At 53.7% G+C, this 26,015-nt stretch carries 22 protein-coding genes and 1 pseudogene; 12 read left to right on the forward strand and 11 right to left on the reverse strand.

Going from position 1 to position 26,015, the window contains the following annotated elements:
• Positions 1 to 12 precede the first annotated feature (12 nt).
• From AC0IXH_RS22055 to AC0IXH_RS22085, 7 genes are all read right to left on the reverse strand, one after another.
• Positions 13 to 705, reverse strand: a complete 693-nt coding sequence (locus AC0IXH_RS22055) for an amino acid ABC transporter permease (RefSeq protein WP_197535592.1) — start codon at positions 703 to 705, stop codon at positions 13 to 15.
• A 69-nt stretch (positions 706 to 774) separates the two neighbouring features.
• Positions 775 to 1,605, reverse strand: coding sequence for a transporter substrate-binding domain-containing protein (locus tag AC0IXH_RS22060; RefSeq protein WP_053144669.1), 831 nt, complete (start codon positions 1,603 to 1,605; stop codon positions 775 to 777).
• Between the two features lie 16 nt (positions 1,606 to 1,621).
• Positions 1,622 to 2,362, reverse strand: coding sequence for an amino acid ABC transporter ATP-binding protein (locus AC0IXH_RS22065; protein WP_013203745.1), 741 nt, complete (start codon positions 2,360 to 2,362; stop codon positions 1,622 to 1,624).
• Positions 2,363 to 2,376: 14 nt separating this feature from the next.
• Positions 2,377 to 2,943 carry a peroxidase-related enzyme gene (locus AC0IXH_RS22070; protein ID WP_013203744.1) on the reverse strand — a complete coding sequence of 189 codons (567 nt, stop codon included), beginning with the start codon at positions 2,941 to 2,943 and terminating at the stop codon, positions 2,377 to 2,379.
• On the reverse strand, positions 2,940 to 3,422 hold the full coding sequence (locus AC0IXH_RS22075; protein WP_471721014.1) for a CMD domain-containing protein: 483 nt from the start codon (positions 3,420 to 3,422) through the stop codon (positions 2,940 to 2,942). Before AC0IXH_RS22075 ends, AC0IXH_RS22070 begins: the two co-directional genes overlap by 4 nt.
• Positions 3,419 to 4,888, reverse strand: coding sequence for an NAD(P)-binding domain-containing protein (locus tag AC0IXH_RS22080; protein WP_471721015.1), 1,470 nt, complete (start codon positions 4,886 to 4,888; stop codon positions 3,419 to 3,421). Before AC0IXH_RS22080 ends, AC0IXH_RS22075 begins: the two co-directional genes overlap by 4 nt.
• A gap of 336 nt (positions 4,889 to 5,224) precedes the next feature.
• Positions 5,225 to 6,184: a LysR family transcriptional regulator gene (locus AC0IXH_RS22085; protein ID WP_134822706.1), complete on the reverse strand. Its 960-nt coding sequence runs from the start codon at positions 6,182 to 6,184 to the stop codon at positions 5,225 to 5,227.
• A gap of 254 nt (positions 6,185 to 6,438) precedes the next feature.
• On the opposite strand from AC0IXH_RS22085, the gene AC0IXH_RS22090 reads away from it, so the two are divergent.
• Entirely contained in the window at positions 6,439 to 6,654 is a 216-nt protein-coding gene (locus tag AC0IXH_RS22090) for a YdgH/BhsA/McbA-like domain containing protein (RefSeq protein WP_013203740.1), read from the forward strand.
• A 36-nt stretch (positions 6,655 to 6,690) separates the two neighbouring features.
• On the opposite strand, the gene AC0IXH_RS22095 is transcribed toward AC0IXH_RS22090, so the two are convergent.
• Positions 6,691 to 8,016, reverse strand: coding sequence for a putative bifunctional diguanylate cyclase/phosphodiesterase (locus AC0IXH_RS22095; RefSeq protein WP_346567113.1), 1,326 nt, complete (start codon positions 8,014 to 8,016; stop codon positions 6,691 to 6,693).
• A 662-nt stretch (positions 8,017 to 8,678) separates the two neighbouring features.
• Here AC0IXH_RS22095 and AC0IXH_RS22100 point away from each other — a divergent pair.
• From AC0IXH_RS22100 to AC0IXH_RS22110, 3 genes and pseudogenes are all read left to right on the forward strand, one after another.
• Positions 8,679 to 9,296: pseudogene (locus tag AC0IXH_RS22100) on the forward strand (POTRA domain-containing protein); the annotation flags it as partial.
• Between the two features lie 95 nt (positions 9,297 to 9,391).
• The gene (locus tag AC0IXH_RS22105) at positions 9,392 to 13,474 is read left to right on the forward strand and encodes a hemagglutinin repeat-containing protein (protein WP_471721016.1); all 4,083 of its coding nucleotides are present in this window, start codon (positions 9,392 to 9,394) and stop codon (positions 13,472 to 13,474) included.
• A 675-nt stretch (positions 13,475 to 14,149) separates the two neighbouring features.
• Positions 14,150 to 14,713: an Ail/Lom family outer membrane beta-barrel protein gene (locus tag AC0IXH_RS22110; RefSeq protein ID WP_471721017.1), complete on the forward strand. Its 564-nt coding sequence runs from the start codon at positions 14,150 to 14,152 to the stop codon at positions 14,711 to 14,713.
• Positions 14,714 to 14,784: 71 nt separating this feature from the next.
• On the opposite strand, the gene AC0IXH_RS22115 is transcribed toward AC0IXH_RS22110, so the two are convergent.
• Both AC0IXH_RS22115 and AC0IXH_RS22120 read right to left on the reverse strand, forming a co-directional pair.
• Positions 14,785 to 15,144: a diacylglycerol kinase gene (locus tag AC0IXH_RS22115; protein ID WP_471721018.1), complete on the reverse strand. Its 360-nt coding sequence runs from the start codon at positions 15,142 to 15,144 to the stop codon at positions 14,785 to 14,787.
• A gap of 197 nt (positions 15,145 to 15,341) precedes the next feature.
• Positions 15,342 to 16,466: an N-acetyltransferase gene (locus AC0IXH_RS22120; RefSeq protein WP_471721019.1), complete on the reverse strand. Its 1,125-nt coding sequence runs from the start codon at positions 16,464 to 16,466 to the stop codon at positions 15,342 to 15,344.
• Positions 16,467 to 17,106: 640 nt separating this feature from the next.
• On the opposite strand from AC0IXH_RS22120, the gene AC0IXH_RS22125 reads away from it, so the two are divergent.
• From AC0IXH_RS22125 to spt, 4 genes are read left to right on the forward strand one after another with little or no spacing between them, the layout of a single operon-like run.
• On the forward strand, positions 17,107 to 18,840 hold the full coding sequence (locus AC0IXH_RS22125; RefSeq protein ID WP_471721020.1) for a fatty acyl-AMP ligase: 1,734 nt from the start codon (positions 17,107 to 17,109) through the stop codon (positions 18,838 to 18,840).
• Complete coding sequence (locus tag AC0IXH_RS22130) at positions 18,840 to 19,754, forward strand: NAD-dependent epimerase/dehydratase family protein (protein WP_471721021.1); 915 nt, start codon at positions 18,840 to 18,842, stop codon at positions 19,752 to 19,754. Before AC0IXH_RS22125 ends, AC0IXH_RS22130 begins: the two co-directional genes overlap by 1 nt.
• A 30-nt stretch (positions 19,755 to 19,784) precedes the next feature.
• Positions 19,785 to 20,045 (forward strand): acyl carrier protein, encoded by a 261-nt coding sequence (locus AC0IXH_RS22135; RefSeq protein ID WP_471721022.1) that lies wholly within the window; start codon positions 19,785 to 19,787, stop codon positions 20,043 to 20,045.
• A complete protein-coding gene (gene spt, locus AC0IXH_RS22140) occupies positions 20,032 to 21,204 on the forward strand; it encodes a serine palmitoyltransferase (RefSeq protein WP_206403543.1) in 1,173 nt (390 codons plus the stop codon). The genes AC0IXH_RS22135 and spt overlap by 14 nt, the downstream gene beginning before the upstream one ends.
• A gap of 57 nt (positions 21,205 to 21,261) precedes the next feature.
• Here the strand turns inward: spt and AC0IXH_RS22145 are convergent, their stop codons facing one another.
• On the reverse strand, positions 21,262 to 21,996 hold the full coding sequence (locus tag AC0IXH_RS22145) for a nucleoside/nucleotide kinase family protein (protein ID WP_471721023.1): 735 nt from the start codon (positions 21,994 to 21,996) through the stop codon (positions 21,262 to 21,264).
• Positions 21,997 to 22,347: 351 nt separating this feature from the next.
• Here AC0IXH_RS22145 and AC0IXH_RS22150 point away from each other — a divergent pair, with 351 nt between their 5' ends.
• The 4 genes from AC0IXH_RS22150 to AC0IXH_RS22165 are packed head-to-tail and all read left to right on the forward strand — an operon-like array spanning position 22,348 to position 26,005.
• A complete protein-coding gene (locus AC0IXH_RS22150; protein ID WP_346567100.1) occupies positions 22,348 to 23,106 on the forward strand; it encodes a nucleoside/nucleotide kinase family protein in 759 nt (252 codons plus the stop codon).
• On the forward strand, positions 23,090 to 23,839 hold the full coding sequence (locus AC0IXH_RS22155) for a nucleoside/nucleotide kinase family protein (RefSeq protein ID WP_134822697.1): 750 nt from the start codon (positions 23,090 to 23,092) through the stop codon (positions 23,837 to 23,839). The genes AC0IXH_RS22150 and AC0IXH_RS22155 overlap by 17 nt, the downstream gene beginning before the upstream one ends.
• Positions 23,836 to 25,179, forward strand: coding sequence for a lipopolysaccharide biosynthesis protein (locus tag AC0IXH_RS22160; protein WP_013203724.1), 1,344 nt, complete (start codon positions 23,836 to 23,838; stop codon positions 25,177 to 25,179). The genes AC0IXH_RS22155 and AC0IXH_RS22160 overlap by 4 nt, the downstream gene beginning before the upstream one ends.
• The gene (locus AC0IXH_RS22165) at positions 25,172 to 26,005 is read left to right on the forward strand and encodes a hypothetical protein (RefSeq protein ID WP_471721024.1); all 834 of its coding nucleotides are present in this window, start codon (positions 25,172 to 25,174) and stop codon (positions 26,003 to 26,005) included. The genes AC0IXH_RS22160 and AC0IXH_RS22165 overlap by 8 nt, the downstream gene beginning before the upstream one ends.
• The last annotated feature ends 10 nt before the right edge of the window (positions 26,006 to 26,015 follow it).

Here is a 26,015-nt window from a genome sequence, read left to right on the forward strand (position 1 = left end):
GTCCTTATTCCTTCACACGCTTGCCGTGAACTTTATCTTGGCTGCGGCGCTTTTCGACGTGTACTTGGCATGACGCATCTCGAAGAAACGCACGATAAGCCAGGCCGCCAGGCACAGCAGGGAGTAGATCACCGCCAACACCAGATAGGTCCCGAACTGATACTGGTTATAATCCCGCTCCATAATCAGGTGCGCCGTCGCCATCACATCTGCCGCACCGATGTACATCACCAGCGCCACGTTGTGGATCAGGTAAATAATCGAGTTACCGTAACCCGGCAGAGCGATGTGTACCGCCTGTGGCCCAATAATGCGCGTCAGCTTCTGGCGGAAGGTATAACCCATGCTGTCCGCCGCATCATGCTGACCCCGCTCCACCGCAAGGTAGGCCGGGCGCATCACTTCAGACAGATAGCCGCCGTGATACAGGCTGAGTCCGACCATCGAGGCGATGTTGGCGGTGATAAAATCCGCCAGGCCAAACCCGCTGACGACCAGCGGCAGACCATAAAAGGCGACGAACAGTTGCAGCACCACCGGCACACTGCGCGCGTAGGAAACATAGAGATCGGCCAGCTGGCTGAGCACCGGTAACCTGCGCACGCGCAAGGTAGTGGCCACTATCGCCAGAAAGAATCCGGCGATCAGCGCGACAAACATAATCGCTAACGTCAGCGGCAAAGCCGAGAGCAGCTCGGGGATCATGGTAGAAAGATTCACGTTGAAACACTCCTGGGTGCAGCTTTGCCCGTCGGCGACAAAATGAGAACAGCCTTACTTCATGTATTTGACGACGTCTTCGCCAAACCATTTCTGTGAAAGCTTATCCAGCGTGCCGTCGGCCTTCAGCGCTTTCAGCGCGTTGTTGATGTCATCGTTCAGCGCCTGATTTTCCGCCGAGCGGTGGATCAACACATAGGTATTGTTGATAGAAATCGGTTCGCTTGCCTGGATAGCCAGCTTCTGGTTATCGATAACCGTCTGCTCGCCGAGGTTGGAAGGCAGGATCAGCGCATCGTACTTGCCGTTCTGCACTTCCTTCAGGCGATCCGGATAGGGCACACCGGCGCTTGACGCTTTGATGTTCACTTTGTCGTTTGGATTTTCCTGCTGCCACTGCGTGACCAGCTTGTAGACGCCGCCGCCTGCGGTCACCGGTACGATGTTCTTACCGACCAGATCTTTCAGGGTGTTGATATTGCTGTCTTTGCGGCTGTAAATTTTCATCAGGCTGGCACCCATCGGGCTGTCCGGGATCAGGAACTGCTTGCTACGGGCTGGCGCTTTATAGAAACCGCCGGTGGCCATGTCGTATTTCCCGGTCGCCAGACCGGTTTCCTGCGCGATGTCGGCCGCGCCGGTCATCACAAACTTATACTGTGGCAGTTTGGCATTGATCGCTTTTAATACGTCAGGCTCGTAGCCTTCTGGCTCAACGCCAATCGCGCCCCAGGACAGCGGCTTGGATTCAGCAGCAGTGGCGATTTTAATGGTGCGCACGGCGGTATCAGCAGACGCGGTGAAGCTCAATCCAGCGGAGGCCATGGCGAGCGTCACGCCGCCGATAACGGCCAGGCGACGTAAGGTAGTCTTGATTGCAGGCATGTCTTTATTCCTTTTATTAGTAGAGTGCGTGTTCAGAATTCAGGAACTGGGCGAGTCGTGGAAGGGACGGATTATCGAAAATTTCCGTCGGCGTGCCTTCAGCGGCGACAACGCCCTGGTCCATAAAGACGATTCGGTTAGAGATATTTTTGGCAAACTGCATTTCGTGGGTGACCAGCAGCGAGGTGATGCCTGACGAGGTGACGTCCTGAATCACTTTCAGCACTTCGTTAACCAGCTCAGGATCCAGCGACGAGGTCGGTTCATCAAACAGGATCACATCGGGTTTCACCGCTAACGCGCGGGCAATGCCGGTTCGCTGCAGCTGCCCACCGGAAAGCTGGGAAGGGTAGTGATCCTGTTTTGCGTCAAGGCCCACTCGCTTCAGCTCTTCCATTGCAATATCACGCGCTTCTTCTTTCGATTTGCGCTGTACGACCACCAGAGGATCCATCACGTTTTGCAGCACGGTCATGTTTTTAAACACGTTGAACTGCTGGAAGACCATTGCCGTCCGCAGGCGAATAGCCTGGATAGCCTGCTTATCGGGCGACTGATAATCCATTTTGACCTGGTCGAAGGTGATCAACCCTGAATTGGGCTTCGCCAGATAGTTTATGCAGCGCAGCAGGGTGGTCTTACCGGTGCCGCTTGGGCCGATAATCGACACCACATCGCCGCGTTTGACCGAGAGATTGACGCCTTTCAGGATCGGAGAACTGCCGTAAGACAGCTTAAGATCGTGGAGTTCAAGCATGTTGGTAGTCCTCTTTATTTCCCGGGCGTGGCATGGCCAAGCACGTGCATCAGGCGATTTGCCCAGCCAAAAATCGAAATAGCGTGGATAAGATCGATAATTTCGACGTCATCCAGACCCACAGAGCGCAATGAGGCGATGTCGTCCACCGTCGCTTCGGCAGGCGCAGCCGATAACCGGCGGGCAAAGCGATAAATTGCGGCATCGCGCGGGCCAAGCATTTCAGGTTTATCAAAATAGATCGCGCTGACCAGCTTATCGCTTTTGGTCAGTTGGGCATGACGGCGCGCGTGAACCACGGCGCAATACTTGCAGCCGTTAACGATCGACGCCCCTAATGCCCCCAGTTCCCGATCCGGACGGTTAAGCCCGCCCTCGACGTACATAATGGCGTTGAACAAAACGGTGCGGGCAACGTAGCTTTCCGGATCGTGCGCCAGCGTGCGCACGTACTCGGAAATCTTCTTGTTGGATGGCGTCACCTTCATCGCATCACGCTGCGCCGGCGTGGCGTCTTCCACGTCGACGGGCGCGATGTAAGGATGCCAGGCCAGAGGCTTCAGGCTGACCAGGGGGATCATGCGGACCTCATCAGGCGCAGGCCAGCGGCAACGCGCGTTTGGAAGTTAACAAAAGCGATCAGCTCGGACAGCGCAACGATTTGCGCGTTGTTCAGCCCGGCCTCCTGCAGACGGGTCATATCGCTGGCAGCGGCCTCGCTCGGGGTCATGGTGACCAGATCGGCGTGGCGGACAATCGTCGCCAGCGGCTCATCCAGATCGACTTCGCCATTCGCCAGCTTCAGCAACTGTTCCGAAGGGGAAAGCGCGGCCAGCTGTACTTCATAGTCCGCCATCAATTCTTCTGCGGCATTCAGCGCGGCCATGCGGTGAGCAAGCGCCAGGCGCAAGGCCGGCGCCAGTCCCTGATTGTCCTCTGGCTGTAAAACAGACTGGCGGCAAAGCTCTGCGCCCTCCACAAATTCTGCGCGAAAGCGACGGGCCTTAAACAGCGCGTCGTCCGGTGAAAGTCCAGCAGCCTTATCAATTGCGTCGATCACAACGTGTTCTCCTGATGTAGCAAGGGGGTTGAATCAACCCATTCGTCACCCTGCAGTTCCGGGATGTCGTAAGCCACCATGCTGGCAAAGTGGGCGTCGACATCCTCTGCAAACAGCGAGGCGGTAATGCCGCGAACCAGACGATCGGCACCGGCACTGACTGCCGGAATATCACCGGAGACCTTGCCGTGCGTCAGCATCGCCGCATCATTAAAGCAGTGGATATGTGCCAGCATCGGGCCGGCACCCGGCACACGCTCGCGGAACTCAAAGGATGGGCCAAGATCCGGCGCTTCCAGCATATTCTGCCTGGCGGGTCCCATCTCGGGCTGATAGCGTCCGTCGGCCCAGTTGCGGATATGCGAGGCCAGCGCGGAAAATTCCGGGCGGCCGTTAAAGTCATTGGAAAAGCCGGTGGCCGCGATCAGAAAATCAGCCTGACGAGGACCCTGAGTGGTTTCAATCAGCAGCCCGTCCGCCTGCTGTTTTACCGCGACGATGCCGCAGTCCAGCAGGAAGCGGGCATTGGGATGGCGCGACACGCGCAGCGTTGAAGAGCGCGGCGGTGGCGTCTGGGTGGAAGCGGTGTAGTCGACAAACTTCCACTTCCAGGCATCCGGCAACTGATGCATGCCGTGTACCACGCCCTGGCTGCCAATCCCGGTCATTTTATTGATGCGTGGCATCTCTTTGCGGCGGATCAGCATTTCTACCGAACCGGCACCCGCTTCAAGTGCGGTGGCGGCGTTATCCATCGAGGACGCGCCCGCGCCGATCACCGCCACTCGTTTGCCTTGCAGCGCGGCAAAATCAATGTCGTCCGCCGAGTGTGCCCAGTAAGCGCGATCGATACCGTTAAGGAAGTCCGGCACGGCGAAACCGCCCAATCCGGACCGTCCGGTGGCCAGAACCAGTCGACGGGTCAGCACGCGGCCGGTTTCCGCGCCTTCAACATCGAGCGCGATAAATTCGCCAACCTGCGAGATGCCGGTCATGCGCACGTTGTTCTGCACCGGAAGATTGAGCACGCGGCGATACCAGACCAGGTATTCCATCCACTGGCTTTTTGGGATCTTGTCCAACTCTTGCCAGGCCTGCTGGCCCCACTGCGCGGTAAACCAGGCGCGGAAGGTCAGCTGAGGCAGACCCAGCGCCGGGCCGTGCAGCGTTTTCGGCGAGCGCAAGGTCTCCATGCGGGCGAAGGTAATCCACGGTCCTTCTAAACCCTGCGGGGCCGCATCATAAGCGATGACATTATTGATGCCGCTCAGTACCAGCCTGGCCGTGGCGGCCAGTCCGCACATGCCCGCGCCAATGACCACAACATCGCGTACGGCTTCGCCCTGATACTGATGCTGAGGAACCCAGGATTTTGCGGGCAGCTCCAGAAACTCCAGATCTTGCTGAAGCTGAGCTTCCAACCCGGAAAGGCCGATTGGCAGTGGCGAAGGTGCAGGCGTTGTCATTATAAATTTCCCCGACTTGTGGTGAATTCAGTCTGTCACAAGTGCTGCGGTAAAGGCCTGGCGAAGATGAAATCCAGCAAATTTACGCCCGTGGAGAGATAATTTTATTATCTGTCTGGCGCATGATTTAGCATTCATTATCTGTCTGGCGCATGGTAATAAATCAGTTTTCGCATAATCCACTTCCCCCGGATGGGAGTCAAGCAGGGTGATTACTTGTTAACCAATGAAATTCTTATATCTTATGCTGAAAAAAGCATATGCCGCAGGCGGCGGCAGTGAAAAGGCGTGTTGAGATGAGTGGCGGGGCGTTCAGAAAAGGAGGGTGTTGGAAAATCAGTCCTGATTTATCAGCTTCATAACCCGCTGATGTTCGGTGGCCGGCAGCCGCTGGAAGGCGGGAAGCAGGTTGGCAGCTGCGGTCTCCAGCGCTTCAACCAGCGACTGAGCTGCCGCTGAGAGTTGCCGACCCTGCGGGGTGATCACCCCAAAAAAGTAGGGGATCTCTTCTTCCAGCGTGCGAATAACGACGCCTTCCAGCGGCATTCCCCAGGCGGTGACCGGCTCCAGAATGGCGACGCCAAGACCGGCACGCACGCAGGCGAGAATATTGGCGGAGGAGTTGGTCTCGATGGTTTCATGAGGCGGAACCTTCAGCTTTTTCAGCGCCTTTTCGAAACGTCCACGCAGGCGCAGCGGGCTCCACGGCACAATTAAACGCCTGCCAGCTAAACGACCAATGGCAATTAACTCTTCTGATGCCAGCGGATCGCTTTCTGGCAGCGCGACCACGCATCGGGATTGCCCAATCCAGTGCAAATCCACCGCATGATGTTCCAGCGGCAGGCTACACAGACCCAGATCCGCTTCGGCGGTGATCACGGCATGCGCGGTTTGTTCAGCGGACTGGCTGACAATCTGCACTTTGTTTTGCAGGCCCAGCAATGCCAGCGCCTGAGGTAACAAACCTGCGGCCAGAGCGGGCGTGGCCGCAATACTCAGTGGGCGATGCTGCTGATGGCCAATTTCATTGGCGCGCAGGCGGATTTGTTGCAGCGACAGCAGCGCTTTTTGCACGTACTGATGCAGTTGAAGCGCTTCTTCCGTGGGGTGAATGCGCGGGCCGTTACGGATAAAGAGGGGATAACCCAGCGACTGCTCCAGCTCCTGGATCAGCCGGGAAACCGAAGATTGTGAACGATCCAGCACTTTCGCCGCCGCCGTCACGCTGCCAGAGGAGATGACATTGGCAAAGGCTTCCAGCTGTCGCAAATCAAGGTCATGTAAAGTTGTCATCCCGCCGAAGTCCCTAACTGGTTGATAAGTCCCAACAAGCGTGTGGGAAACCTTCTCATCATAGAGAGACTCTGGAGAATAATCTACATCAGGCCCAAGCCTGAAGCCTCAACGTGCGGGATAGGGATGTTAATAATAGATAGCAAGATCACAATAACAGCACTAATTGTTACTACACTAATAATAACTTGAGTTATGATTGTTTCATCGGAGGCAAACAAACCTCCAAAACAAATAACTTAAGGATTACAACCATGAAAACCATCAAAACACTGTCACTTGCCGCTGTAGCCGCTCTTTCCCTGATTTCATTTGGTAGCTTCGCGCAGAGCGTCTCCGTCACCTCATCGACTCTGGATGGCGCTGAAGCTAAAATCGCTGCACAGGCACAGCAACACGGCGAGCAGTACAAAATCACCAGTGCTAACACCAATAACAACGTGTATATGACTGCAGAATTGTACAAATAAGGAAGGGTTGCATACGGAAGTGTCGCAAGAGGCCGCCTACGGGGCGGCCTTTTTGTGGGTAAATTCCCTGAAATCCGCGATGCTTAACGGCCGGGAGAAGTAAAAGCCCTGAAATGCAGTGCAGCCAAAACTCTTCATCAACGACCATTGTTCCGGTGTTTCAATCCCTTCTGCCAGCACCTCAAGTTTCAGATCGAGCCCCATTCGCGCAATATGCCTGGCGATAACGGCGCCTTTCATGCTCTCTTTCGCGCCAAACACGAAACTACGGTCGATTTTTATTTGCTCAAGTGGCAGGCGGCGAAGGTAACTTAATGATGAAAAGCCGGTACCAAAATCATCCAGCGAGAATCTAAATCCTGCATTCGATAGCGCAGTCATTTTTGCTACCACTGTTTCAATATCAGAGGCAAAAACGCTTTCGGTGAGTTCAATCTTCACCAGTGAGGGGGTGATCTGCGCAATTTTGGCCTGGTTCAGCAGGCTTTGAACAAAGTCTGGCTTCATCAAATGATCGACGGTGACATTAATAGAAAGCGTCAGGTGACTGGTTTTGGGATCCAACCGCCATTCCGCTAATTCTTTAAAGGCATTCACGATCACCCATTCACCCACCGAAGGCATCAGCCCGGCTTGCTGCGCATCGGGAATAAATTCCGACGGTGGAACCAACCCTTTTTTGGGATGATTCCAGCGTAACAGCGCTTCGGCCCCAGAAATATGACCCAACGAATTAAGCAGCGGCTGGTAATAGATAACGAATTCGTCGTTATAAATCGCATTCTGAAGAGATCGGATTTTTTCGCTTCTGCGGGAGAAATCTATATGCATGGCGACGATGCCCCCAGAGAGGATAGCGGTCGACAATATGCCGTTAATCCAGGGGAGAACCGCTCTGAGTTCAGGCGGAATAGGTTCTGCGAAAGGGAAGACCAAATTGGCTGCACTAAATACGCTGAACGTCGCCAGCGAGAGTAATATTATGAGCAGTTGCAGCAGACTCTTCTGCCTTTGGTAATTGATATAGCCAACCAGCGCTATCGTCAGAAGATAAAGGTGGGTTGTTCGTGGTGCATCAATTTCAGGGATGTCAAAAAATAAACAGAAATAGATGGCGTAGGCAATATGAACTATCTGAGCAAGCATCAGACCTGCCGAAAAACTTCTCTTTTCCGTTACGCCCCAGCAGATAATTGCGGCAATAATCAGGAGGATATCTGAAGAGGCCATCGACCATTCATGCAAAATAAGAAATACCGTACACCAACCACATATCACGATTAAACCAATAATAAAGGCGGAACGGCACATAAAAGCGAGATGTTCTTCACCCGGAGATTTGACAACTCTTTGCTTGGGCATGGTGCAGATGACTCCACTTCTGTAATAAATTAACCCTCTGAAATTAGAGTTTTGAGGTGAGGATCAGAGGCGAGATATGAGAGATTTAAGTCAAATAATCGTTAGGAAAAGTCGTCGCCTGGTGGCATTTCTGTGGATGACGGAAACACTTTAGCATCATTCTATTTCCTTTTAGAACACTTTATAGATGAATTAATTATGAAGTAAAAGGCGTTCTTATCTCAATCCGCGTATAAAATATTTCAATGAATAGAATAAGTTAAGACTGAGAGGCTGACGCTAAAATCGGCTTGAGCACTTATACCAGACTGTACAGCTTTTGATCAATATTTTCGTAAGGGTATTATTTCACGGTTTTAATCATGGTCAGATTCGCGATCTTTTAATTTTTAAACCTGTTTCGAAAACCGCTGTTTAATTGCTTCTATTGGTCGCCAATAAACGTCTGAAACTGTGGATTAGGACGCTGCGGCAGACTCTTTAGGATAAGACTGAGGCCGCGAAATTTAGCTTAAATATCGTTGCGTTCCCGTTCACCTGTGCTTATTGTGTGAGCGATTAGTGCCAGTGAGATCAAGAGGTCAATGTCTCATCAGGCGTTAACCAGGGCCCCTGGAAGGAATCTGCGGGTCAGATAATTTTTCTATAACAAGGATTGTTATATGTCATTACATTCCCCGCGTTTAATCTGCAGCCGCTACGCGGTGCTATTGGCGATTTTCTCTGTTTTTTTTGGGCCAAATGACACCCTCGCCGCGCCTGGCGATGAACCGCTTGTTCTGCAACAGCAGCGGCAAAAAGCGCTGGAGCAGCAGCTCACACCGCCAACACCCGACGTGCGCCTCTCGCCGCCTGCGTCCAGCTTCAGCCGTATTCAGTTTCCACAGGAAAACCCCTGTTTTCCAATCGATAAGGTGGTGCTCAGCGGCAAAGACGCCTTACCGCACTGGCTGCCGCTGCGGCTCATCACCCGTCAGGCCACCGGTCAGTGCCTCGGCGGTCAGGGCATTAACCTGCTGATGAGCGCGCTGCAGAACCGCCTGATCGATCATGGCTATATCACCACGCGGGTACTGGCGCCGGCCCAGGATCTGACCAGCGGCGAGCTAAAGCTGGTGATTGTGCCCGGCAAGGTGCGCAAGGTGGTCCTGACGCCGGGCAGCGACCGTTACGTTTCGCTGTACGCTGCCTTCCCGGCCCATGCCGGCAATCTGCTTGATTTACGCGACATTGAGCAGGGGCTGGAAAACTTGCAGCGGCTGCCGACGGTGCAGGCCAGCAGACCCGCTGGTATGCCAAAAAGACACGACAACCGTTAGGCCCAACCAAAACCTCGCAGGGTAAAGACAGCAGTGAATATGATCCGGAGCCTGTCGTGCAGACCATTGATTTGCTTACCCTGGCCTGGCAGGGCAATGAGCCGGTGAACGGTAGCGGGACATCCACCGCCAGCCGTCAGCCCGCAGGCATCACGGTGGCGGTTGTCGATCCTGGCGCCGTGTCTGCCCCGGCCGGGCAGACACCCGTTACGCTGCCGCCAGGGCAAATCATGGAAATTGTTCAGCCAGGCAGCGATAACAGCACCATCCGCGCGATAGCGCCGGACACGAAACTGCCGGACAACAGCCTGTTCCAGCTACATCCTGACAGTAACGTTGGTTATCTGGTGGAGACCGATCCGCGCTTCACCAACCAGAAACAGTGGCTCGGCAGCGACTATATGCAGAACCAGTTCACCCAGGATCCGAATAACGTGCTGCGCCGTCTGGGCGATGGTTACTACGAGCAGCAGCTGATCCGCAGGCAGGTCATTGCGCTGACGGGCAACCGCTATCTGAACGGCTACAGCAATGACGAGGCGCAGTACCGGGCGTTGATGGACGCCGGCGTGCTCTTTGGCAAAACATACAGCCTGACGCCAGGCGTGGCGCTGTCGGCGCAGCAGATGGCCCTGTTAAGCAGCGATATGGTCTGGCTGGTGACGCAGACGGTTAGCCTGCCGGACGGCAGCACGCAACAGGTTCTGGTGCCGCAGCTGTATGCCCGCGTGAAACCGGGCGACCTGGACGGCAGCGGTGCGCTGCTGTCGGGCAACGGCGTGTCGCTGGCGGTCAGCAACGATCTGACCAACAGCGGGCACATTACCGGCCGGACGGTGACCCAACTGACGGCGGATAACCTGAATAACAGCGGCTTTATCGGCGGTGATAAGGTTGACCTGCGTGCCCGCACCGACATCAACAACATTGGCGGCACGCTGCAGGGCGGCAGTAGTCTGACCGCCATTGCCGGGCGCGACCTTAACAGCATCAGCACGCTGGGCGGCAGCGCGGGCAACATCACCTTTGACCGTCCGGCGGGCATTTACGTGCAGGGTGAAAACGGCACGCTCGGCCTGCAGGCGATGAATGATATCAACCTGACCGCGGCGCAAATCAGTAACGCTGGCGCGGGCAGCCAGACGCAGATTATTGCCGGGCACGACCTCAACCTGAACACCCTGACCACCACGGGCAGCGAAAGCGGCGACTGGGGCGGCGGCAATTCACGCAGCCTGACGCAGAGCATGGAGGTGGGCAGCCAGATTAACGGCGGCGGCGACGTGTCGCTGCTGGCTGGCAACGACCTTAACGCGCGCGCGGCGGCGGTTACCGCGCAGGACAGCCTCAGCGCGGTGGCGGGCAACGACCTTAATCTGACCAGCGGCAATGCGACTTACCACCTGACGGAAGACAGCCACCAGAGCAGCGGCGGGTTGCTGTCGCGGAAATCGGTCACCACTCACGACGAGGTGCAGAGTCAGACCGCGATCGGTAGCAGCTTCAGCGGCGACAGCGTGTCGCTGCAGGCGGGGCGCGATCTGACACTCAGCGGCAGCAATGTTGTTGGTACCAATGACGTGGCGCTGTCGGCAGGCCGCGATCTGACCCTCACCACCGCAGAAGAAATGCGGCAGGAAAATCACCAGTATAAAGAAACCAAAAGCGGGCTGTCCGGCACCGGAGGCATCGGCTTCACGGCCGGCAGCAGCTCACTGAAGGTGACCGACGATGCGTTATCCCACAGCAGCGCGGGCAGCACGGTGGGAAGCACCAACGGCAATGTCAGCCTGACCGCCGGCAACACCCTGACGGTGAAAGGCTCTGACCTGCTGGCCGCTCAGGATCTGACTCTGAGCGGCAGCGAGGTGAATATCCTCGCGGCCGAAAATCAGAGCACGCAGAAGCACACCGTGGAGCAGAAGCAGAGCGGCCTGACGCTGGCGCTGTCGGGCGTGGTGGGCAGCGCAATCAATTCGGCGGTGACCATGGCAACCGATGCCGGCAGTGAAACCAGCGGGCGGCTTGCGGTGCTCAAGGGGATGCAGGCTGCACTGACCGGGGTTCAGGCTTATCAGGGGGCGTCACTGGCAGAGGCCGGGGGAAGCGCGGGAAGCCTGGTGGGGGTTAACCTGTCGTATGGCAGCCAGTCGTCAAAATCTGAACAGACGATGACGCAGAACCAACACCAGGGCAGCCAGCTGACGGCCGGCAATAATCTGAGCATTACCGCCAGCAAGACCGACATCAACATTCAGGGAAGCAAGCTGCAGGCGGGCGGGGATGCAAGCCTGAGCGCGGCGCGTGACCTCAACCTGATTTCCTCGCAGGACAGCCAGAAGCTGGAGGGAAAAAACAAGAGCCAGGGTGCCTCCGTTGGCGTCGGCATCAACTTTGGTCAGGGTGCCAACGGACTGTCGCTGAACGCCAGCGTCAATGCCGGAAGAGGCAGCGAAAGCGGTAACGGCACCACCCACAATGAAACCACCGTCAGCGCCGGTAATAATCTCAACATTGTCAGCGGCCGGGACACGACGCTGACCGGTGCGCAGGTCAGTGGCGAGAAGGTGGCGCTGGAGGTCGGCCGCAACCTGACGATGACCAGCGAGCAGGACAGCGACAATTACGACTCGAAGCAGCAGAACGCCAGCGCGGGCGGCAGCGTCAGCATGGGCGGCGGCAGCGGCACGGTCAGCCTCAGTCAGGATAAAATGCACAGCACCTGGCGCTCGGTACAGGAGCAGACCGGGATATTTGCCGGCAGCGGCGGCTTCAACGTGACCGTCGGCGAACACACGCAGCTGAACGGCGCGGTGATGGACTCATCGGCAGACGCGGATAAAAACAGGCAGGATACCGGCACGCTGGGCTGGAGCGACATAAAAAACGAGGCCGAATATAAGGTTCAGCACCAGAGCGTGGGCGTCAGCAGCGGCGGCAGTATGGGGACACAGTTTGCGGGAAATGCGGCGAATAACCTGCTGACCGGTGCCAACCGCAGCGGAAGCGACAGCTCAACGACCAAATCGGCGGTCAGTGAAGGCACGATTGTCATTCGCGATCCGCAAGGTCAGCAGCAAAGCGTGGCGGATATCAGTCGCGATACTAAGAATGCGAATGCCGGGCTAGGAAAAATCTTCGATAAAGAGAAAGAGCAGCAGCGCCTGAAGGAAGCCCAGCTAATTGGTCAAATCGGTGCACAAGTCGGGGATATCGCACGGACGCAGGGGCAGATTGAAGCGACACGCGATGCGAACGAAAAGATGAAGTCCGTGACGCCGGAGCAGCTGCAGGCCGCGAAGGAAGACTGGAAAAAGGCCAATCCGGGCAAAGAGCCGGATGCCAACGACATCAGCAATCAGGCTTATCAGACGTTCTATAACAAGGCCTTCGCAGCGTCTGACTTTGGTACCGGCGGCAAGGTGCAGCAGGCCATTCAGGCCGCCACGGCTGCGGTGCAGGGACTGGCCGGGGGCGAAGTGGCTGCGGCACTGGCTGGCGGCGCCGCACCTTATCTGGCCACGGTGATCAAACAAACGGTGGGGGAGGATAATCCGGCGGCAAACCTGATGGCGCACGCGGCATTAAACGCGGCGCTGGCGCTGGCAAAAGGCGAGAACGCCATCGCCGGGGCAGCGGGTGCTGCGATCGGCGAAGCAACGGGGATGATCTCGCAGGCCTATTACGGCAAGCCGGCCAGCGAGCTGACGGAATCGGAAAGGCAGACGGTAAGCGCGCTGGCAACGCTGGCCGCAGGCCTTTCAGGTGGGTTGATCGGAGACAGCAGTGCGGATGCTGTATCTGCGGCCCAGTCAGGCAAGACGACGGTGGAGAATAATCTAATGGCTGGGAATGAGGAGTCGCATGCGAAGTTTGTACAAGAACACGGTAAGGATGTGCTGTCCTGTTCAGATAATCCAACATCAGCCAGCTGCCAGCGTGGTGAGGCGGTTAATAAAGCGATTGCTGGCGCGTTGGCAACTGGAGGCGTGGCATCTATAACTGCGCCAGCACAGGCGATGTGGACGCTGGGTGCAGGGGTTAACACAGTTGCTCAGTACGCCGATGATGGTACGGTGAACCCGGTAAACTCAATTGTGGCTGGCTGGACAAACGTTATCGCCATCGGAAATAGGTGACAGGCGGTTGGAGTCCTAAGTTTAATCCTGAGCTTTTAGAATATACCGAAGTTGAAGGACAACTGGGGATCTCTAAGCAAATGCTACCGAGAAAATTCCCAGTAGCATAGGAAATATTGGAGCTTAAGCAATTTCAGAGGGGTGCGGAAAAGCTGCTGAGAAGGCACGCAAAAAATCAGGAGAGGTAAATGAAAAAGGATCTTAATCTCAGGGTAATTCAATCATAGTTTATCTTAGTTTCCACTGTGGTTTTTATAATTGTTGTTTCTGTTATAGGAAAAGTTTTTTCTCATTACTACTGTGGCTCTTTGGTGGAGGGTTTGTTATGACCTTGCAGGATGTTTACACGGAATAAAAGTTGGATCTTATACAGGAGGTGTCGGGGGGGCGGGTCTTGCCTTACTTAGTTTTTTTAAAGTAATAAAATTTTAAACTTTTGGCATTTTTTAATACCACTTGGTTAAGAGGTTGTTACTTCTATTAGCCAATATCCATGACCAAACAAAAAGCCTTGACACTACAACGGCTAAGTTCCACAGTTCGGCTGCCCGGGGATTGGGTGGGGTTGACCCTGGCGGTTTCTACAACGGGAAGTAAAGTTCCCGGTAAGAGAACCCCGCATTAATATTCCTGAAAGGAATGATGAGCACAATTTTTATTAATTAAGGATGATTTATGAAAACAACGATTCTCTCTCTGGCTATTTTAACTGCCATTAGTACCGCGACTGTTGTGCACGCCGCAGACCACACCATCACCCTGGGATATGCGCAAAGCAAAGTACAGGATTTTAAAAACATCCAGGGGATTAATGCGAAATATCGCTACGAGGGGAACTCTCCTCTCAGTATCATAACCTCATTTACCTATCTGAATGGCAGTAATGACGGTCATTATTCAAACGTCAATAATACGATCTATCCAGAAGTTGATGTAAAGTATTATTCTTTAGCCGTCGGTCCGGCATATCGTATCAATGATTTTTTCAGTCTCTATGGTTTAGTTGGCGTGAACTATAACAAAGTTAATTACAGCTATGACTTGGAAAAGTTTGGCCTGGGAAATTCAAGCAGTACGAGTGACAATAAATCTACCAACCTGATGTATGGCGCGGGTGTGCAAATCAACCCATGGAATAATCTCACCATCGACGTGGGTTATGAGGGTTCAAGAGTCACAGACGGCGTTACGGACTACGCAGTGAATGGATTTAATGTGGGTGTTGGCTACCGCTTTTAAGTCGCGAGTGCACTGTTAAGAAGAATCCGGCCATGTGCCGGATTTTTTCTGCGCTTTTAGGGTATTAATCGCTAAAAGACAACGCTCAGCCAAATGATGATTGTCATCACCACGGCGACTAACTGTGCCGCACCGCCAATATCTTTGGCGCGTTTAGAGAGGGGATGAATCTCTAAAGAGATACGATCGACCACCGTTTCAATGGCGGTATTCAACAATTCCACGATCAGCAAAATAAAGCAGGTGGCAATTAACAGCAGTCTTTCTGTTTTTGTGATGTCCAGAAAAAATGTAATGATCAGTAAGAATGCGTTAATGATGATGAGTTGGCGAAAAGCATCCTCGGTGAGGATGGCATCTTTCAAACCTTCCCAGGAATTATTGACGCTGCTGATGAAGCGATTGATGCCTTTTTTCTTTTCAAAGGACATGCGTTTACTCTTATAAATGAGTTTGAATTAACCTACCGAATTAATAACGTCAGGTGAGTTATTTGGGTCTTTTAATGATTAATTATTTTAATTAATCATCTCGCGGCGATATTCACTTACATTACAGTGCCACATGGCCGGCTGCAGGTAAGCAACACCGCCGTGAGAGTCGACGGTAAATAGCGTCTGCAGATGGCTCAGAGCGTCTTTTCAAACAGGCGATAGCGCTTATAGGGCACCGCACCAATGCGCTCCAGAATCGTTCGCATGCCGGTGTTGGATTCCAGGATCCACGACATCTCCAGCGCATCAATATTGCGTTTTGCAAAGGGATCTCGTAACGCCTCAATCAGCAACAGCGCCATAATTGGCCCCATCCGACTGAACTGGAAATCATGGCGAACCCCCATCAATGGCACCCGCGCTGTGCGCACGCCGCTGACCTTCAGTCGCCATAACAGTTTTGCCCAGCCGAAGGGGAATAGACGGCCCTCTAAGCCAGCGATAGCCTCGTTAATATTTGGCAGGCCAACGATAAATGCGCAGGGCACCGAATCCACTTCGGCGATATAAATCATGTCGTCAGGCACCAGATATTTCAGCTGATCGCCCATGGTGGCGAATTCGTGTTCCGTGAAGGGCACAAACCCCCAGTTATTCTGCCAACCGGAGTTGAAGATTTCCCGCAGCACCTGCATTTCTTCGGCAAACTTCTTACGATTAAGGCGACGAATGCTCACCTTTTTTCTCATCTGAGACATCAGCTTAGTCAGCGAAGGTTCAAAATGCAGATCGGTGCGTTTCATCCAATAAGCCAACAGATCAATGCCTTGTGCATAGCCTTGCTGTTCAAGGTAATTAGCGTAATAGGGTTTGCCGTGCGTCATCAGAGCAGAAGGCGGTGTATCAAATCCCTCGATTAATAAGCCGCTTTCCTGGTTGATATTCATGCTGAAAGGGCCGGTAATCTTTACCGCCCCTTTGGACTTCAGCCAGGCTTCGGCGGCCGCAAATAACGCCTCGAAAACCGCCGGATCGTCAATCGCATCAATCATGCCGAAATGTCCGGTATCCTGGCCATAACGTTCACGATGCAGACTGTCGATTTGTGCAGTAATTCTCCCGACAACCTTACCGTCTTTTTTCGCCAGAAACGCCTGCCACTCAATATGTTCAACGCTTGGGTTTTTCTTTGAAAGATGCTCCTCACGCTCAATAAACAGCGGATCAATCCAGTTGGGATCGTCGCGGTACAGTGAGGAGGGAAAAGCGATAAATGCCTTCAGATCGCGCTTGTCAGCGACTTTTTCAATGTGAATCATAAAAAACCTTTAATTATTTTCGTCTGTTCGAAGAAGCCCGTGGCTATCTGGCAGGCAATATTGAGTTCGTAACGCGATGAATAAACAGAACTGAATGCGGATGCGTTTGATGGCAAAAGCATTATTTGTTAATAAGGATCCGGATTCACGCTGGGCAGTATTATTTTGAACATTACGTGCTTATGAAATTATTGGCAGAGTCCATCCGTTACTGGTTAAGCAATTTATGCTTTTGCGCTTTCGTGCTATTAGTTTTGTAAAGACCCGTGAGCGTTTTTAGTCTACTGAGTTTCTTTTGCTGGAGTGCGGCTATTTTTTATCACTTAATGCTTTTGTCATAATCATCGTGAATCAGCTATTCACTTTTAACCGGCTTCCGGCTACTGTTTATGAAGTGTTTAGGTTCAGTAATGAACATGTGAAGGTGCTGGAATATACCCTGGCATCCTGAATATGAATGCCAGTGAGACTCTTTTTCTTTAGTAATGGGTGGTTTGCGAATGCAAAACTGCCTGCGAAGCTAATGGCGGAATAAAAAGAGTTAAATAACGGATTATAAAAAATTTCATAATAAAACTTCAACTCTCTCGCCAACCCTGCCTGTCGCATTTGGTGATTTGAATCTATGGCTGATTTGTCTATGTCTGAAACACGCTCAACTCACTCTCTTCCTATGCGCTATGCCGATTTTGGCTCTCTGGTGGAGGCGTTAGATTACGCCGCCCAGGGGAGCACAGGAATGAACTTCTACGACCGGCGTAATCAACTGGTTTCCGTGCTGGAATACCGGACGCTGAAAGAGCGGGCGATAAGCGGCGCTCGTCGTTTGCTGTCGCTGGATCTGAAAAAAGGCGACCGCGTTGCGCTGATCGCAGAGACCAGCGTCGGTTTTGTCGAAGCGTTCTTTGCCTGCCAGTATGCCGGCTTAGTCGCGGTTCCGTTGGCCATTCCGATGGGCATCGGCCAGCGCGCGTCGTATATCGTCAAGCTGAAAGGATTGATTTCCAGCTGCGCGCCGGCGGCGATTATCAGCAGTGACGAGTGGGTGCCGTTAATCAGCTCAGCCACAGAGAATGCACCGCCTCCGCATATTCTCAGCAATGCCGAATTCAATGCCCTGCCGGAACGGTATATTGCGTTAACAAAACCGTCCGCCGACGATATTGCCTACCTGCAATATACCTCCGGCAGCACGCGTTTCCCGCGCGGCGTGATTATTACCCAGCGTTCCGTGATGGCCAATCTGCAGGTTATCAGCCATGACGGCATTAAATTACGCGCTGGCGACCGCTGCGTGTCCTGGCTGCCGTTTTATCACGATATGGGGCTGGTCGGTTTCCTGCTAACGCCAGTGGCGACGCAGCTTTCAGTGGATTATCTGCGGACGCAAGATTTCGCCATGCGGCCTTTACAGTGGTTAAAGCTGATCGATAAAAACCGTGGCACGGTCACGGTCGCGCCACCTTTTGGCTACGATCTGTGCCTGCGTCGCAGCAACATGAAAGAGCTGGCCGGGCTGGATCTTTCCAGCTGGCGCGTGGCGGGTGTGGGCGCGGAACCTATTCCTGCCGAGCTGCTTAAGCAGTTCGGGGAGCATTTCAGCGAACTCAACTTTAATCCCAACGCTTTTATGCCTTGCTACGGCTTAGCTGAAAACACTTTGGCGGTGAGTTTCTCGGAAGAGAACGCCGGTGCGCAAATTCATGAGATCGACCGCGAAGTGCTGGAATACGAAGGCCGCGCCGTCGCGCCAGGCAAAAATACGCTGGCCACCTCCTCATTTGTGAATTGCGGCAAGGCGTTGCCTGGTCATCGCATTGATATTCGCAGTGAGAATGGATCGGTGTTGCCGGAACATCAGGTCGGGCATATTTATATCGCCGGCCCCAGCCTGATGAACGGTTATTTCCGTGACGATGTCTCGCAGCAAATGATCAAGGCGACGGGCTGGATGGATACCGGCGATTTGGGTTATCTGTCAGGCGGAAACCTTTACGTCACCGGCCGCAAGAAAGACTTAATTATTATTCGTGGCCGTAATATCTGGCCGCAGGATATTGAATACGTTGCCGAAGCGGAGCCGGAAATTCACGCCGGCGATGCAATTGCGTTTGTCACCGAAGAGCACGGCGAGGGCGCCAGAATTATTTTGCAGATCCAGTGCAGGATCGGTTCTGAGGAGCGCCGTGAGCAAATTGTTCACTCGCTGTCGGCCAGCATTCAAAGCGAATTCGGCGTGGCGGTGGATATCGAACTTTTGCCGCCTCACAGTATTCCACGCACTTCCTCGGGTAAACCGGCGCGAGCAGAAGCCAAAAAGCGCTGGTTATCCGCCGCCCTTTATCCTGCTGTGCAGTTGGCTGGGCTGGCCTGATGAGCACCACGGTCGCAGTGACGGGCGCAACGGGTTTCATTGGGAAACACATCGTCGGGAATCTGCTGTCGCGGGGCTTCAGGGTGCGGGCCTTAACCCGCACGCCGCAACCCTCCACCGATGACAATCTGGTGTGGATCCAGGGCTCGCTGGAAGATCAGGCTTCACTCTGGGAGCTGGTGCGCGGTGCGACCAGTGTCGTTCACTGCGCGGGGCAGGTGCGGGGCAGTTCGCAAGATACCTTCACCCAATGCAATGTTAACGGCAGCGTCGGCCTGATGCAGGCGGCCCGGTTAAGCGGCAGCTGTAAGCGATTCCTGTTTCTGTCGTCGCTGGCAGCCCGTCATCCTCAGCTGTCCTGGTATGCGCGATCGAAATTTGTCGCCGAGCGCGAGCTGATCTCAATGGCCGTTGGCATGTCTCTGGGCATATTTCGCCCGACGGCGGTTTACGGACCTGGCGATAAAGAGCTGAAGCCGGTTTTCGACTGGCTGTTACGCGGTGTACTTCCCCGGCTGGGCTCACCCGAAGCGAAGCTGTCGTTTCTGCACGTCAGCGATCTTGCCGAAGCCGTCAGCCAGTGGCTGGTAGCCGACGTGCCGGAGACGCAAACCTGCGAACTCTGTGATGGCGTGCAGGGCGGATACAACTGGCTGCGATTGAAGGCGATCGGTTCAGCGGTGCGCGGAGGTCCGGTGCGGTTGCTGGGCGTGCCGTTGCCAGCGCTTAAGTTCTTTGCCGACGTCAGTATGTTGTGGAACCGGCTGGCCAGAACAGAGCCGATGCTGACGCACAGCAAAATCCGCGAATTAACCCATCAGGACTGGTCGGCAAGCAACACATCTTTATCCGAAACCATTCACTGGTTTCCAGAGGTCAGTCTGGAACGCGCGCTGCGTGAAAGACTGTTTTAATTCTTACGAGTAGAGGTTTTCAACGTTCTTATGCTAAATCGCGACGAAGTGATGGATTATATTCTTACCTGCTTACAGGACATCGTTAAGGGCGGGGTGGATGTCAGGCCGGACAGCGATCTCGTCAACGATCTTGGCCTGGAATCCATCAGAGTGCTGGATTTGCTGATGATGCTGGAAGACAAACTGGATATTTCTATTCCGATTAATATTCTGCTGGATGTCAGAACGCCTGAGCAACTGCTTGTCGCGCTGCAACCTCACATGGAGAGCGCCAATGGGCTTGTATGATAAGTTTTCACGCCTCGCAGGTGAGCGTGAGCAATTCCAGACGTCCGGACTGAATCCTTTTGGAACCTGTATCGATGAGATTTACTCCGCGACGGAAGGGCGCATTGGCGACCAGAAAATTGTGCTGGCCGGAACCAACAATTACCTGGGACTGACCTTTGATGCGCAGGCCATTGCTGATGGTCAGGCCGCTTTAGCCCTGCAGGGAACCGGCACCACCGGCTCGCGTATGGCAAACGGCAGCTACGGTTCACACCTGGCACTGGAGCAGGAGCTGGCGACCTTTTTCAACCGCCCCTGTGCCATCGTTTTCTCCACGGGCTATACCGCTAACCTCGCCGTCATCAGCACCCTTGCGGGCCCTGGCGCGGTGGTGCTGATCGATGCCGACAGCCACGCCAGTATTTATGATGCCTGTGCGTTGGGCGGCGCTGAAATTATCCGTTTTCGTCACAACGATGCTAACGATCTGGAACGCCGGATGGTCCGTCTGGGCGAACGGGCAAAAGAGGCGATCATCATCGTCGAAGGCATTTACAGCATGCTCGGCGACGTGGCCCCACTGGTGGAAATTGTCGATATCAAGCGCCGGTTTGGCGGGTACTTGCTGGTCGACGAAGCCCATTCCTTCGGCGTGATGGGCGAAAACGGTCGCGGTCTGGCCGAAGAGCTGGGTGTGGAAGAAGAGGTCGATATTATCCTCGGCACCTTCAGCAAAAGCCTGGCCTCGATCGGTGGCTTTGCCGTGGGCAGTAAAGCCATGGACGTGCTGCGCTACAGCAGTCGCCCCTATATTTTCACCGCGTCACCTTCGCCATCCAGCATTGCTTCTGTGCGTGCCTCCCTGCAGAAAATCGCCCAGCAGCCTGAATTACGCAAAAAACTCTGGAGCAATGCCAACCGTCTTTATAACGGGCTGGCGCAGATTGGTTATGAGCTGGGGCCACGGATCAGTCCGGTGGTGCCGGTGATGATTGGCTCGAAAGAAGATGGCCTGAATTTCTGGCGTGATCTGATAAGCAAAGGGGTTTACGTCAACCTGGTTCTGCCGCCGGCGGCGCCGTCTGGCGTCACGCTGCTGCGCTGTAGCGTCAATGCGGCACACAGTGATGAAGAGATCGATAAAATCATTCAGGCGTTTGCGGAACTGAAAAAGTAACCGCGCATTCCCTGCTCATACGTGTCATGAGCAGGGAATGCAGGATGAAAGCGGAGGTTATTGCGAGTGGGCGACCGACTCACCTTCATAAACCGGCACATAACCCTGGGCGGCCATGAATTCAGCGATAGCTTTTTCCGCCGCAGCAATCACCTGATCGACAGGTTTATTGGCATCAATATCAACCAGCTGTGCGCCTTCAAAAGTCAGTAGCGGTGTGGCAGCCACTTTTTTGCTGAGTTGTTCGCGGCGGTGATCGGGCTTACGTGCGCAGGCCACATCGAGATCAACATTCAGTTTGATCACCAGGTCCGGCTTATGTGCGGCCATCCACCTGAAGGCAGAACGCTCGCGCCCGGCCATCCATTTTACCAGGCCGTTGCCTTTGGTGTCTGGCGGGAACACCGTTCCGTCATAAGCACCGGGAATTTGCCCCTGAGGAAAACGGTCGGTTAAGACCATCAGCCCTTGTCGACGATAAGCCAGCATGCGGCGAAAACGTAATAAACGGCGAACGACAAAGGTCATGATTACCACCGACGGCAACAGACCCAGTTTGGTCTTTTTGGTTTTGACTTTTTTGGTATTGCGCTCGATAGCGCGTTCGAAGGATTTGCCCATTAATGGCAGTTGTGAAACGGCGCGTCCGACATTACCGGCCTGTTTACCGAGATGAACCCTTACCGCAGGACCATATTTTTTGACATGGACAATCAGATGTTCGCAGACAGTCGACTTTCCGGAGCCATCACTGCCAATTACCGCAATAAGCGGCGGGAGTCTGGAGGTCATAATACCTTGCTCTTTATCAACACTGAATGAAATGTACCATTTTGACCGCAAGAAGTCGTTAGCGCGCCATGGTTATAAAATGCTAATTGTTGACGGGTCTGGGTACGGGAAATTAAATCAGGCGGTTGGGCTTTTACTGAGTGATTTATTCTGTTTTTGAGCGGGTAAATATACGTATCAGGGCATGAGTTTGTGAATTTTAGAGCACGAAATAATAAGAAAAATAGCATCAAAAGACGGTTGAGATGCCCGCTTAGCCGGTATTTAACAATACCTGCTACCCGGCGATAAATGACTTGAACCCATAGAGGAACAGAATAAAATGGCTTTTTTACCTGTGGATAGCTTGTTGTGCGCCAGAAAATAAATTCCCAGTCGCGTTATTCCCCGGTGCGCGTAATCGCTATTACAGGTTGTGATGGTTCCGGAAAATCGACGTTAGCGGCCAGTCTGGTTAAGCACTTCTCTTCGCAACAGCCGACGGAATTTCTCTATCTCGGTCAGTCATCAGGATTGATAGGAAAGTGGATCGCCGATCTGCCAATAATTGGTGCGCCGTTTGGCCGCTATTTGCTGAAGAAATCCGATCGCGTTCACCAGCGTCCTTCCACGCCTCCCGGCAATGTTACCGCGCTGGTGATTTTTCTGCTCTCTTTCTGGCGTGCTTATAAGTTCTGGAAAATGCTCAGAAAAAATCGCCCGGGTCAGTTGCTGATCGCCGATCGCTACCCGCAGGCCGAAGTGCCGGGCTTCCGTTTTGATGGACCGCAGTTGGCCAAAACCCACGGCGGAAATCGCTGGATTGGCTGGCTCAGGAATAAAGAGCAAAAGCTCTATCAATGGATGGCCTCATATCCGCCATTATTATTAATCCGTCTGGATATTGATGCGCAGACCGCGCATGCCCGCAAACCCGATCATTCGCTCGCCGCCCTGCACGAGAAAATTGCCGTTATTCCGCATCTGAACTTCAATGGCGCAACCATTCTCGATCTCGATGGCAGAGAGCCGGAGAATAAAATTCTGGATGAATCATTACGTGCGATTCAGGCCTCATTAACCTATTCAGAGACAGAGTTATTTCATGACCATCATGCTGAAGAAAATTAACACCGAGCGTGCAGAAGATGACGTGGATGAGTCTTCTTCCTGTATCCCGGGACTTATTGCGGTTGTCGGCAGTGACGGTACCGGAAAATCGACGCTGACGGCTGATTTAGTCAGGAATTTGCAAAAGCAAAGGGTAACTGAACGCCGTTATTTAGGCCTGATATCCGGTGAGGATGGCGATAAAATTAAACGCTTACCGGTTATTGGTGTCTGGCTTGAACGTCGGCTGGCGGCAAAATCGGATAAAACCCAGCGCATGAGTAATAAGCCTCCGGCACTGTGGGCGGCTCTGATCATGTACGGTTTTTCATTGTGGCGTTCGTCTAATTTACAGAAAGCGATCCGCCTGGCGCAGAGCGGCGTACTGGTGATCAGCGATCGTTATCCTCAGGCTGAAATATCGGGTTTTTATTATGATGGTCCCGGCATTGGCGTGGAACGGGCCAAAGGCTGGTTAATGAGCCGACTGGCCGAAAGTGAGCGACGCTTATATCAGCAGATGGCGCTGATTCGTCCGCAGCTTATTTTGCGTCTGGATATTGATGTGGATACCGCCTATGCGCGTAAACCGGACCACAGTTATGAAGAGTTAGAAGATAAAATTTCTGCCATGGTCAGAATTCAGTACAACGGTTCGCGCATTATCGAACTGGATGCCCGCGCGCCTTACGATGAAGTGCTGGCGAAAGCGCTGGATTCGATCACGGCTGTTGCCGCCGGTTCCACATCATGAAGCACTGGTTTAAGGATGGCGCCTTTCGCACGATGCTGAAAAATGCCGCTTATCTTGGATCCGGCAGTGTGGCAAGTGCCTTGCTGGGCCTGGTGGCGCTTTCCTGTGCCGGCAAAGGCATGTCGACAGAAATGTTTGGCGTACTGGTGGTTATTCAGGCCTATACCAAAGCGGTCAGTGATTTAATTAAGTTCCAGACCTGGCAATTCGTGGTGCAATTCGGCACTCCGGCACTGGAAGGCAAGAATATCTCCCGCTTCCGCGACGTGATTTCATTCTCTTTCGGGCTCGATATCCTTAGCAGCGTCGTGGCTGTATTGGGTGGAATGGCGCTGCTGCCTTTCCTTTCTCACTCGCTGGGACTGGATACTCACAGCCTGTGGCTGGCGGTGCTTTACTGCACGTTAATTCCGTCGATGACCTCGTCCACGCCGACCGGTATTTTGCGGGCGTTTAACCGCTTCGACTTAATTGCCGTACAGCAGGCGATTAAGCCGTTCCTGCAGGCGGTCGGCAGTCTCTTCTGCTTCTATTTCGAGCTGGGTTTCCCCGGCTTTATTATTACCTGGTACGTTTCCAACCTGATCGGTGGCTCGCTGTTTTGGTGGTTCGCCGCGCGCGAGTTGCGATCCAGAGAGATTCATAATGCGTTAACTCCCCGACTGATGAACACCGCTCGCCGGATTGAAGGCGCGTGGGACTTTGTCTGGACAACCAATTTCGCCCATACGATTTGGGCGGCGCGAAACTCCTGCAGTACGGTGTTGGTTGGGATCGTTTTAGGTCCGGCGGCGGCCGGCCTGTTTAAAATTGCGCTGACCTTCTTTGATGCCACCGGCACGCCCGCCAAGCTGATGGAGAAAAGCTTTTACCCTGAAATCATGCGCCTCGATCCGCGCACCAGCAAGCCGTGGCAGCTCGGCCTGCGCTCCGCGCTGTTTGCCGGTGGAATCGGGGTGGCGGTGGCCGTGCTGGTGCTGGTCGTCGGCAAGCCGCTTATTTCCGTGGTCTTCGGCTATAAATATTTGCAGGCCTATGACCTGATGCAAATTATGCTCGGTGCGATCATCGTTTCTATGCTGGGCTTCCCGCAAGAATCCTTGCTGTTTATGGCGGGCAAGCAGCGGGCATTCCTGATTGTGCAGACGATTTCTTCGGCCTGTTATATTGCGCTGCTGATCGGCATGTCGCACTTTTTCGGCGTTCAGGGCGCGGCGCTTGCCTATTTTGCTGGGCAATCCTTAGACGTATTATTAACGATGATCCCGACGTTACATGCCTGGCGTCATCGCAATGCCCTGCGGTTTACCCTGCCTCAAGAGAGCCAACAAAATGGATAATAGCTGGAAGAAATTTCCTGTAGAAACCACGGAGTTATTATTTGCCGCGGTGGAAGAGGATGACATCGTTGACGCGAATTTCAGTCTGCCGCAGCAGATTGCCTTGCCGTGCTCTCAGGAAGGACTGCGAAATAATTATGCGCTCTGCCTGCAATTTTGGGAGGACGGGTTTACCCGTGAGGAATTACTGGGTCTGGTTAATGATTTCCTCCGGGGACGCGAAATGTCGGCGTCGACGCGTTTACGCTACAAATATATTCGCGCGCGCTATAAGCATTTACGTTTTGCTCAGCGCCTGTACGGTAAAAAACATCAGTCGGGCCATCTGTTCCATCTGACCACCGTGCTTCTTGGCCACTTCCAGGATGCGTTCCGTAATGGTAATAAAAAGAACCTGAACCTGTATGGCAATATTCTGCGGGTGTTCCTCAGCAAGCCGATCTGGTCACAGGTCAGCTATGGCCTGCGTCATTTAGAGTTAGAAACCGAAAGCGGATTTATTGCCTATCGTCAGGATCAGTTGCGGCGACTGCAAACGTTGATTGCCAACCCGATGCTGACCGGCAAAGAGTTTCACGACGTCCGCAAAATCGTCAGTCAGCAGGTGTCCTTTTACGACACCCTCAGATCCCTTGATCCTGATAACGTCGAAGCGCGGAAAATTTCCCGCTTTATGGCCGCCATTAACGGGCTGATGGGTGACCGGCATGATGTGATGGTGGCCGACAAGCTGTCTGGCGGTAAATCCTACGACGCGCCTGCGGTGTTGGATATCGATATCCGCCAGCGGCTGGAATCCCTGCTCGCCAGGTTTCACGCGCAGTGATCAACGCCGG

This window comes from Erwinia sp. AC075 (assembly GCF_979253995.1).